At 38.1% G+C, this 11,243-nt stretch carries 11 protein-coding genes; 2 read left to right on the plus strand and 9 right to left on the minus strand.

Translation table 11 applies throughout. The annotated features are described in order from the left end of the window. Both EKM76_RS13695 and EKM76_RS11115 read left to right on the plus strand, forming a co-directional pair. Positions 1-89, plus strand: an 89-nt coding sequence (locus EKM76_RS13695; protein ID WP_225417923.1) for an ATP-binding protein, incomplete at its 5' end; no start/stop codon positions are given. A gap of 54 nt (positions 90-143) precedes the next feature. Beyond that, positions 144-1,910, plus strand: a complete 1,767-nt coding sequence (locus EKM76_RS11115) for an RNA-directed DNA polymerase (RefSeq protein WP_125550718.1) — start codon at positions 144-146, stop codon at positions 1,908-1,910. Positions 1,911-1,961: 51 nt separating this feature from the next. Here EKM76_RS11115 and EKM76_RS11120 read toward each other — a convergent pair whose 3' ends face one another. The 9 genes from EKM76_RS11120 to EKM76_RS11160 all read right to left on the minus strand — a co-directional run bounded on the left by EKM76_RS11120 (position 1,962) and on the right by EKM76_RS11160 (position 10,521). Then, a complete protein-coding gene (locus tag EKM76_RS11120; RefSeq protein WP_125550719.1) occupies positions 1,962-2,222 on the minus strand; it encodes a hypothetical protein in 261 nt (86 codons plus the stop codon). Positions 2,223-2,261: 39 nt separating this feature from the next. Then, on the minus strand, positions 2,262-3,629 hold the full coding sequence (locus tag EKM76_RS11125; protein ID WP_125550720.1) for an FtsK/SpoIIIE domain-containing protein: 1,368 nt from the start codon (positions 3,627-3,629) through the stop codon (positions 2,262-2,264). A 28-nt stretch (positions 3,630-3,657) separates the two neighbouring features. Then, positions 3,658-3,918, minus strand: a complete 261-nt coding sequence (locus tag EKM76_RS11130) for a hypothetical protein (protein ID WP_010011715.1) — start codon at positions 3,916-3,918, stop codon at positions 3,658-3,660. Between the two features lie 86 nt (positions 3,919-4,004). Continuing rightward, positions 4,005-4,847 carry a nucleotidyl transferase AbiEii/AbiGii toxin family protein gene (locus EKM76_RS11135; RefSeq protein WP_010011713.1) on the minus strand — a complete coding sequence of 281 codons (843 nt, stop codon included), beginning with the start codon at positions 4,845-4,847 and terminating at the stop codon, positions 4,005-4,007. Then, positions 4,844-5,437: a type IV toxin-antitoxin system AbiEi family antitoxin domain-containing protein gene (locus EKM76_RS11140; RefSeq protein WP_003678254.1), complete on the minus strand. Its 594-nt coding sequence runs from the start codon at positions 5,435-5,437 to the stop codon at positions 4,844-4,846. The genes EKM76_RS11135 and EKM76_RS11140 overlap by 4 nt, the downstream gene beginning before the upstream one ends. A 160-nt stretch (positions 5,438-5,597) precedes the next feature. Continuing rightward, positions 5,598-5,966 carry a YdcP family protein gene (locus EKM76_RS11145; protein ID WP_100070917.1) on the minus strand — a complete coding sequence of 123 codons (369 nt, stop codon included), beginning with the start codon at positions 5,964-5,966 and terminating at the stop codon, positions 5,598-5,600. An 18-nt stretch (positions 5,967-5,984) separates the two neighbouring features. Further along, complete coding sequence (locus EKM76_RS11150) at positions 5,985-6,317, minus strand: DUF961 family protein (protein ID WP_056943275.1); 333 nt, start codon at positions 6,315-6,317, stop codon at positions 5,985-5,987. Between the two features lie 32 nt (positions 6,318-6,349). Beyond that, positions 6,350-6,616 (minus strand): hypothetical protein, encoded by a 267-nt coding sequence (locus EKM76_RS11155; protein WP_056943276.1) that lies wholly within the window; start codon positions 6,614-6,616, stop codon positions 6,350-6,352. Beyond that, on the minus strand, positions 6,613-10,521 hold the full coding sequence (locus EKM76_RS11160) for a SpaA isopeptide-forming pilin-related protein (protein WP_125550721.1): 3,909 nt from the start codon (positions 10,519-10,521) through the stop codon (positions 6,613-6,615). The genes EKM76_RS11155 and EKM76_RS11160 overlap by 4 nt, the downstream gene beginning before the upstream one ends. Positions 10,522-11,243 lie beyond the last annotated feature (722 nt).

Below are 11,243 nucleotides of genomic sequence, written 5' to 3' on the forward strand. Positions count from 1 at the left end.
TTACTGCAGCTATTTTAGATCGGCTAGTTCACCATGCCCATGTGATTAAAATTACCGGCAAATCTTATCGAATTAAGGACGCTGATTAACCGCCACAAACCTACATTTTCTAACCGCCATAAACCTACATTTTTACGCCGCCCTTGACAGTTAATGATTTTTTTATTCATAGCGATGTTGTTTTAAGGGCTATTGATGATGGAAAAATGGATGAAATATACAAATTTGATGATCAACATCAGTATATTATTAACTTGAATTATAGAGTACTTGAAAAGCCAAAATATATATACAGTAATGGAGCAGAGTCAATAAAATATTATGCTTTTAAAAATGATTTGACCTTACGACCTATGGGAATTGCCAATCCTCTTTGGTATTTTGCATTTGCACACAATATTCTTCTGGCCCATGATGACTGGCTAATGCCTTTTTATGCTGATGGGGACGGGTACAAAACTGTTACTAACCATTCTGATTCGCCAATATTAGGTCAGGACTTAACAGTTTTTTCAAGAATGGATTATGATTTAAAGAAAACTGTAAACTTGAATATACTTCACGGATTTAGAAATGAAGTTCAGACAAAATCGAATGATGTCTATAAATATAATCAGATTAGAAATATTACTGATGAGGGAGAACATCCTTTCTATATGAAGCTAGATGTTGAAAGCTATTATCAGAATATCTATACTCATCAGCTTGATAAATTAGCTGATTTACCACCGTTTACAGGTAATGTAACAGTTGGAATGTGTAGGCCGCTTCTTACATTTTTAGATGTTTTCAATATGCGAATCAGTGATAATCAAACTAAAGGTATTCTACAAGGACCATTTTCTTCGCAATTTAGTGCTGAATTACTTGGTTTAGCACTAGATTCCGCAATTCAAACTATACTTAACAGTCGACCAGAATTGAAAGAAATAACTTTTAAGAGATTTGTGGATGATTTTACTTTTTATGGAGATAATCAGGCTGCACTCAGCTTAGCACTTGTTCAAATTGATCGTATTTTTCGTTCTTTTGGTTTAAATAGGAAAGTAGAGAAGACCAAGATTGGACGCGGATTTCCAGCGATAAAGGGTGGTAATTTTGATGATCCAATTTTCAATGAAAAAAAAGGGTCAATTTTTGGTGAAGCCGCTGTTCTGACAATGAATAACGTCGTTGACTTGCGAAAGAAGATTGGTACGCTTATTGACGAAAATAATATTTCTCAAATTCGTACGATTTTGACAAGTTTTAAGAATAAGGTCGTTTCAAAAAAAGTTAAGAAAACACATGTATCCGTGTTACAGAGTTTGTGCCTAGTAATTTTAAAAACGGCTATTGCTTATCCAGTTGTTTCAGTACACTGTTACCGACTTGTGGATGCGATACTCTTGATGATTGGTAGGTCTGAACGTCAAAATATTGTTTTGAATACATTAATGAATGTGACCCAATTTATAAATGAAAATTACCCAGAAACAGAATTACAGATCTGGCACTATAATTTATTAGGTAGTTATCTTTCGAGTAAGCCTCGAAAAAAGGTTCTCGGCGAATTATTGTTAATGATTCAAAGCGCAAATACTTTGAGCAATGATGTACTATTATTGTGTCCTTTTGTAAAAAAAGATTTTGCTCAAAACAAGCGTATTTGGAATGTTGTTAAGTCGCAGTATTGTATTCAGGCCAAGGTCAGTTTAAGTGATAAGCCTATTGGAATTGAAAATTCACGTTGGTTTCCCATTTTACTTGAACTTTATCAATATGCTAGAAAAATGCAGGTTAAGAAACATCAAAAGGATAGACATGCCTTTAAAAAAGAAATTATGAATTTCTTTCAAGATAGAAAAACTGGTAAGATTTCGTACAATAAGCTTGGAGTTTTTAAGTTAATGTTTAAAGTGGACGACTAAACTAATAACTCTTCAATATTGTCGATAGGCCTTTATAAATTTTGTGCATTTTTACTTATCGTCGTGGTATCCTGTATACGTCATAGTCAAGCCATTTTTTTTTGTGCCGACTGAAAAATCAAAAATTTTGCTAATACCGTTCTTCGTAGCTTGTGAAGGACACTGAAGAAATAAGTTACTATCAGGGCTTTCACGTGCTTTACCACACATGTATTCAAGATAGTCCTCGGCATCACGAGTTGTTAAGTTGGTGGTGACTTTAGAAAAATCTTCGATAAAATCGATATCATTGATCAATTGAATATTTTGCATGGTGGCACCTTCTTTCATTTTTAATGTAGAAGAAATACTTCAACTAGATTGATGTGATTCTTGGTAGGCATGACCAATTGTTTCGATAAAATCGTAATGCTTTGGAACTAATGGTGTGTAAAATTCGCTAATGACACTTAAACCGGTATCAACATAGCCACGGCCTTTAATTGGCTTTAGAAAGAAGTCCTTATTGGTTTGACCGTACATCATGGTGTAGCCGATCTCTGACATACGACCAAGCGCAACACGGAACATAAACTGGTCACGAATGCCATCACCAAGGTATTTAGCATCTGGGCGCTGGCAAGCTAAAATTAGAAAGAAACCTGATTGACGGCCAAGTAGGGCGATTTGTTTAAGCTTGTTAATGGCAGTCATGGCATCACGGCCAATCATATCCATAAAGGCAACGTATTCGTCAAAAATTAGAAAATGGGCAGGTAAACCAAGTGCGGCATAGTTTTGACCGGTTTGGTAGCCGTCCATTTTTTTCATTTCCGTGTTGCGTTGCCGCATTTCATCATAGAAGCGGCTTAGTGCAGCTAACATATCATCGGGATCGTAATAAACATCAGGAAGTACTTCCTCTAAGTCAGCCAAATCAGCATTTTTAGGATCGAGAATAGTTAGTTTGGCATTGGTTTTACTCAAGGCTTCAATCAAAGTTAGAATGAAATAAGTTTTACCACCACCGGTACCGCCAGCGATTAGCATATGCGGTAAAGCATCATATTCCCAGTAGACATTTTCCATCAATTTGACGGCGCCGTCTTTACAGACAACCTGGTCAATCGAAAGCCGATGAGCGATTGTGTCATAGAGTAGCGTGTATTCAACGTAAGAATCATGCAGAATTTTATCGACCATTTCGCAATAAAGGCCAGATTCTAATTTTGGTTCAAGGTGGAGTAATTGTTCTTGGTATGATGACATCATGATTTCAACTTGAACATGAATTAGGCCATCCTTTAAACGATAATAGATGCGGGGAAAGTGAGCAATTCGTTCTTTAGTTTTACCTGTATCTAAATCTTTGAAGAAACCACCTGACTGTTGCGTATTCTTTTCGTACCAGTTGTTAGTCATAAACATTCTGGCAATCTTTTGGCGATGGACTAATTTACGATAATAATCGGGAAACTTGTACATGACTAAAAGCACAACAAGAATTAAGCAAAATAATGTTACGGCTAAGCTAATGATCAGTCCTTGATACGACCAAGGCAGTTGTAGAATTAGCGGCCATGAAATAGTCTTAATATTAATATGACTGAGCACCGGACAGTAAAATAGAATGGTCAGTGGAAACCAAAGTAGTAGGGCCGAGCCTAAAACAGTCTGTAAAATTAAGTTTTGATCACGCGGACGAATTTTAGTTCCGCGATATTGAAAAAGTTCACGCAATTTTTTCACCTACCTTTTGTTGATTGAATCAGGCACCATCAGTCATACCCAGATAGGTCATGATGGCACCCTCATCTGATTGTGCGGTGCTAAAAGTAAATTCTTTTGCGATACCATCTTTGGTCATTTCAGGTAAAGCAGTCAAGCCAAAGTTGGAATCAGGACACTCGATAGCAATAGTTCGCGCTGTTTCTAATTTATCTTCGGCGTTGCTAGGTGTGCCGTCCTTAATGACAGCGACAAAGTCATCCATAAAGCCGATTTCGTTAAAGACTGTCAGTGCTTTCATAAATAACCTCTGTCCATAATAAAAAGCCAAGACTTTTTGTCTTGACTTTGATATTACGATAAATTTGAAATGTCGATTTTAGCGTATTAATTTTTAATTTCTTTCATGAGATTGAAAAGTGCTTCTAGTGCGGCTGTGTAGCTAATTGATTGTGCGTAGTCATATTGTTGCTGGTACTGTTGCCACGAAGTGTGTAAGCTTTCAGAATCGGATAGGGCACTGATTTCAGTTAAACGATTTTCAATCGTTTTGTCTGGGATATGATCAAACGCCGTACTTTTGAAAAATTCTTTTTTTAAAAGCACAAGATCAATGTCAGTTCGATAGAGAATGGACAATGAATAAACATCAAATAAATCCTTAGCACGAGTGTTTAACATGCCGTGATTAAGAAATGCTGATAATTTATCTGCCAAGATTTTTTCAATGGGGATGCCATAAATTGAAAACTTTTCATCCGCGTTTAAAATACTCTGATGATCAATCATGATTGGAATCGTCTCATGGGAATTACCTTTTGAAATATCCAGCTTGACACTAACTTTACTTTTTCCCATTTGTGCCAGCAGGTTGACACGAATTCCGGGATAATCATCATCAAGTTGTTTTTGTTCAATCGACTTGATTGTAAAATTGACATAATCGGTGGATTGCTCGAAGACTTCATGCAAAACGGTTGCTAATTTATCTGGTTGTAAAGCCGGTCCAATATAGATTGCGTCAAGATCCTGGGTCATTCTGTTTTCAATTCCGACAAGGCTTTGGATTTCAAAACCACCTTTGAGAACAAAGTAACGGCGATAATTAGATTCAGAGATCTGCTTTAAAAAGTGTTCTAGAAAAAAGAGTTTCTGAAAATGTTGAATATTGTAGCCAAGCTCACGGGCACGTTTTCTGATCATTGGTAGAATTTTATCAACTTCACTCATTGCATGTAGACCTCCATTACTTTTAGTAGAGTACTGTTTGGGTATAATTTGTCCTTGATTTCAGTTAGATCTTTGAGCTTATTTGCAGCAGGTGAGTTGGCTAAATATTTTTTAAGCGCATCATTTTTGATGTAGGGTTGGATTTGTTTTGATTCCCAAACATCTAATAAGGTTCGTTCCTTAGAATAAACTTGAACCGTGCCACCATTTTCGGTTTGGCCGGTTTCGATACCAAGTAAATAGCGCTTTTTCGATAGATAGCGCGCCTTAATAGAGTACTTTTTCAATGATGCGGCGCTTGGATGATATCCTTGGGGAAAGGTCAGATCGTAATGAAGCGGCATTTCATCAGTCAAATCATGAATGATTAGGGCGCTAACTAACGAGAAGACGCTACGCGAGAACTTTTGACTGATCAAGCTAAATTCATCGAGTAGGTAGCCTGGAAAAATATAGATACCACGTTCAAGCTTTTCAATGGTGCCATCAGTTGATAATTCACGAATCTCATCCTTGGATAAACCGTATTCTTGTGCGGTTTTGTAAATGAACGTTGGGTAGTCGTGTTCTAGTTGGGCTAAAGTATCCATTGTTATTAAACACCACCTTATATACTGTAATTTATCATATTTATAGTATATAGGTTAGAGAAGTGATTCGCAACTCTCAATATGACTTTACTATGTTTCGGTTGGATTTATTAATACCTGCCGATAGTTGGTAGGAGAACGAATTTTCCGTTTCATTGAGTTATTTCTTTTCATTAGTTGGTTTTTCCTGAATTTTGTTGTGGTTTACTGGAATAAGATCGTCGGCTTTGAGATACCATGAAACTGACATACCAACACCAAACTCATAAGAAGAAACAGTATCGATAACTGGGTTGATCATTTCGACCAGCTGATTATAATCAAACTTCTTTTCACCAGCCGCCACTGGAATCGAAACTTGAATCATTTTTCCTTTCTCAAAGCTCTTTAAATCAAAAGTACGTTCAGAAATCTCAGTGGTCTGGTTACCTTCATCATCGTTGATAAAACGTTCACGACGCATTGCCGAGAATTTTAAGGCTCCAAATGTTTTGATTGAATCGAGTGCAATACCTTCTGCTAAGCGCATATTAATTCCTACCCTTCATTATTTAGTTAAATCCTTTTTGACAATATCATCGGCATAACATTCATATTTGACGAATGACTGATTCTCCACACGATAGCCGACTGCAATCACGCGCGGGTTGACTAAATCAATCGGTGAATCTTGTTTGATACTGGCCTTCACTCCGGCAGCAGCTGGTAGAATGATTTCAATGTTATCAGCCTTTTGGATATCTGAAAAAACGCTAAATCTTCGTGATGCAACGCGGCCGTTATTGTTACGAGATGGTTCACGAATTTCTTCGATCATTTTGCCAAATTCAAGCCGACCAAATGTTTCGCGTACTTTGGGGATAATGTAATCTAATTCCATGGAGAATTCCTCGCTTTCAAATTTTGCATATTTTAAAAGTCAGAATTGTTTTTGAGTTCTGACTTATAGTGGTTGTAGTATTCGATTGTTTGTTGAAGTAAATATTGATAAAGTTCAGCGGATAGGGGATATACGACACGGCCTTGAGTAGTTTCAGGAAATTTTAGAAACAGACGCTGGTTACCGCGAATCAATTTAACATTGTTAATGATCATAGCGTGATTGATTACAATCGTACCGGTCATTAAAACACTGGGTTCTTTTGAAAGATACATATTAATAGATGAAATAAAGATCATTCACTGTCATCCTCGTCATTATACAAGTCATCACTAGCTTTTCTTGAATGATGCATCCACCACACAATTAAGCCAGTAATTAATAGTAGAATCACGCCAATAACGCTTAACAATTGATTACGTTCTTCACCGGTTTGTGGTAGGCGAAGTAGTGGCGTATCAACGGCTTCATCTTTCATTTGCGCTTTGACGATTTCACCATCTTTAGTAATTTCAAAATCAACTGGCGTTTCGTTGATTTTATAGCCTTTTGGTGCGTCATACTCCACAAACTGATATTTGCCAGCAGGTAGGTTGGCAAAACTGAAAACTCCTTTATCATTGGTCCGACCGGACACAACGGTTTTACCGTCTTGATTAAGGATCTTGATACCAGTGTTTGGCAAGACTTTACCATCGCTGACATTGGTCTTGGTTAGTTCACCAGTCCCCTTGATCAAACTATTTTGCAACGTGAAACTAATTTCTGGTGTTTCGGTGGTTTCCTTAGTTTCAGTTGCTGCTTTTTCGTCTGCCTGTTTTTTATCCTGACTAATTAATTGACCTTTAGCATTGTAGGCAGTGATACCAGTTTTTGTTGAAACGATTTTAGTTAAATCCTTAGTTAAAACTAGGTTAGTCGCGGAAGGCGTCTTTTCCCGTAAATAGAAGGTGCCGACTGGTACGTTCTTAAAGGCACCAATCGACTTGTCATCAATTGTAGTGGTTTGAATGACCTTCTTATCCTTATCCAGTAATTCAAACACTGCACCTTTGGCGTTGCCATCAAAAGTGAATTGATAACCTTTATCTTCAACTAGCTTGGCGGTTTCATTGATTTTCTTAAAGGTAAATTCGTTGAAGTGTAATTTATTTAGAATTGGGGTGTCTTTATCACCGTTGATCGTTAAATTCTTAGTCGTGGTGTTGTCAGTTGCCTTAAATTCAAAATCATAAGTTTGGTCATCAAGCTGATAAGCTTCACCGGCATCTAGTTCTTGCACATAATAGCTACCTTCAGGCAATTGAATGTCGGCAAAAGTTGCTTTACCATCTTTGACGGTCGCAGTTGCGACTAATGCTTTTGCCGGAACATTGATGTCACCTTTGTTGTAGCCGGCTTTACTGAACAGTCCGAAGACTTGACCATTAGCAGCTTTATTTTCAATCGTGGGTTTGTTCTTATCCCAATTCTTGATTTGTTCTGCTTGTTTGTTAACAGTCACGTTCAACTTCTGAAAATCGTTAGTCGCTTTGAGTGAAGTGGAGGTCACTTCAACATTTTGACCAGCATATTTCAATTCAAAATCAATTGGTTTGTCATTAAGAACAAAACCATTTGGTGCAGCAACTTCTTTAACTGAATATTTGCCGAGATAAAGTTGTGGCGTTTTGATTTGTCCATTAGCGTCAGTCGTAGCAGTGGCGACAATTTCACCCTTTTTGGCATGGACGGTACCATCAGCGGTGGTGATGTTTTCGCTGGCAGTAAATTCAAACTTGGCACCGGCCAGTGGGGTGTAGTCATAGTTAAAACCGTATTGTTCGCCGTACTTGGTTGACTGTTTAGTCACTTCAACCGGCGTGGCGCCAGTCTTATTCAAAGTGACAATGCCTTTTTGCGACTTATCCGTGAACTTGACGGTCACAATACCATCACTATCTTTGCCAGTGATCGAAAATTTAGCTGGGTCTTTGGCAAGAACATAGCCTAATGGTGCTTGTGTTTCGACTAATTCATATTGACCATAGGGGAGCGCCTCAGTTGTGGTCAAGTAGCCCTCTTCATTAGTCATAAAAGTATCAGTTGTTCCATCGTGATTGAGGTTAGGCATGGAAACATATTTACCAGTTTGCAGTGATTTGATTTTAAAACCGGCGTTGGCGCGCGAAATTGTTTTCCCGGATTCAGCGTCAGCCTTGACCACTTTCAAACGTTCTTCCAATACATTACTGACGACTGAATAATGATGGGTCTCGTTTTGTTGATGAATCGTGACTTTGAATGGATCGGCGGTTTTGTAGCCCTCTGGTGTTTTTGTTTCCGTCACGGTATAAGTGTCATAGGGAAGATCAGTAAACTTGAGATAACCTTCTTTATCGGTTGTCCCTGTTGTGACGACCTTGTTTGTTGTGTTGCTAGTGACTGTAAATTCAACGTTAGCCAGTGGGTTAGACTTATTTTCTTTACCGGTTAAATGACTAGAAAGTGCGGTGTGCCAATCATAGTTACCAATTTTGATTAAATCGAAACCACCCGTAATAACTTGTTCCTTAACCGTTGTTGATGCGGTGGCCGTTTTCGCATTTTGACCAGCATAGGCTAGTTTGAACGCGTGTTTTTCAGTATCTTTAATATAGCCAGTTGGTGCCGTCTTTTCGATCCAGTAGTAGTCATCCAATTTTAAATTGGCGACACTCGCTTGATTGTTTTTAATTGTAACGGTATCAACCAGCTCATCATTGGAAGTTCGATGTAATTCATAAACGGCACCATCAAGTGAAGCAGCGCCTTGTGGGGCTTTACCAGTTTTAGCATCTTCCTTGATCAAAGTGGCAGTGCCGAATTGTTCATCATCGGTCGCTTTAACCGAGGTAGCAGTGACAGCAACGTTTTGACCAGCATATTTCAATTCAAAAGGTATTTTCTCGTTGTTAAGGATATAACCGGCTGGTGCCTTTTCTTCAACGGCGTAGTAGTTGCCGAGCTTCAGATTTTGTAGTGTACCTTTGCCGGTGCTATCGGTAGTGATCGTCCCAACTTTTTTACCATCAGTTGAATAAACACCGTACATGGCACCATTTAATGAATAGTACCTGTTAAACATATTGGTGCCGAACTGACGGCCAATCTTCGTTAGATTTACATTGCCAAGTTGTTCTTTATTGCCAAGAACGACTTCGATTGTTTGGTTAGGTGTGATTGTTGCCGTTTTGATTTCACCTTTATTAACGTAGCCATTAGGTGCGGTTACTTCTGAAACTTTGACTTGCGTACCCGCCTTGATGTCGTTTAAAGCGGCGTAACCATCAGTGCCGGTGGTGACCTCTTTGGTTTGACCATTGTACTCAAATTTGAGTTTCGCACCTGGCAAAGCTTTATTGGTATCCGCGTCAACTTTCTTAGCTTTCAAATTACCATTGAGATTGACTTTGATATTGAGATCGAAGTTGTTACCATTTGGCAGTTTGAAATAGGCGAGTTTTTGTTGATTGCCTTTGCCATAGAGTAATGAGGTCCCAATGTTAGCTGCTTTAGCTTTAGCAAAGGAAATTTTACCAGATTCTTTGGAGTTAGCTGTAGCGGCTAAAGTTAATTTGTCACCAGATTTTGTGATATTTAAGTTGGCAGTATTAGCGGTTTGTTCAATGTATGAAGCTAAAGTACCGTTATTGTCGGTTAAAGTGATTGAATCACCAACGTTTAAAGTAATGTTTTGACCATTGAATGACGGCTTAGTGTTGAATGTAGTCACTTTTTTCAACACAGCCGCTTTTTTTGCCTGATAATCTGGGTAATTGGTGGTCAATAGCTCACTATTTAGTTCTTCCCAAATCATGATTTGTGCAAGCCCATAATTAGCGTCAGTTGGGTTTTGTTGGTAAGCAAAGTAGGCTATTGAGGCTAATTTATCTTTTTCTGCTGCTGAATAGTTAGTGGGTGTCCAACCTGAACCAGAATTTTCAATATCGATTCCATGTTCGACACAAAAGGCAACCTGACCATCAACCACCTTTTTGTAAATACCATTGTCTGTCCAATGGAGACCATTCAACAGATTTAGTTGCCAAGAGGATATCCAATCACCTGCTTTAATGTTGGTCATGTCAGCGGCAAAAGCACTTGTGATCGGGGTCATAAAAATTGAAGTGAACAAGGTCAGCAAGGCTAACCAGACAGAAACTTTACGGGTTGCTGTTTGCAATGACAGCACCTCCTTAAATATTTGTTGAAGAATTTCAGTGCAAATAAAAAGTAGACCAATTTTAATATTGATCTACTGAACAGGAGGTTATGAACGTGTATGTGGAATTGAAACCCGAGTTGATAAGCAGTTGTTGGTTGTGTTTCTACCATTAAATAGTAGTTGAACGAACAATCGCAATTAATGTTAATAATTCGTGAATTGATTTCTAGGTTTGAAGCCTTACGTTCCTCCGAAGTGTACCCCAATTTGGGGTAAAACGGTTGAAACAATAAGAAAGACCTAGAATTCTGAAATTCATAAACGTTAATTTAACGGGTTTTTTGAACGCTATGTAAACTTATTAACCTACGAGTATTTAAAGCCAGGTTTGAAAAAAGCCCGCAAAGCTTCACAGTTCTCAAAACGTTAATCTGGTACGTTATAACAAGCCTGATTACGATTTTAACTTTTACCTCAATTGGCAAAATGCGCTCATAAAATTGAACGTTGGGGTAGGATTAGGGATAATAATTACCCTACAAAGAATGTTGAACGTCAGATTATCTAATCTGGCGTTTTTTTTGTGTTTTCTTTTTTTGCCGAGTTTACAATTGAAGTGCAACACCCAATGAACTAGACCAACTATAGACAAAAAGGCCATGAAGACCTATTCTTATAATCGCCAAGAAAATAAGAGAGTAGGTGCCTTCATGACCCAATCCCAGAGTACCATGTCTAGC

This window comes from Loigolactobacillus zhaoyuanensis (assembly GCF_003946385.1).
Classification (GTDB): domain Bacteria; phylum Bacillota; class Bacilli; order Lactobacillales; family Lactobacillaceae; genus Loigolactobacillus; species Loigolactobacillus zhaoyuanensis.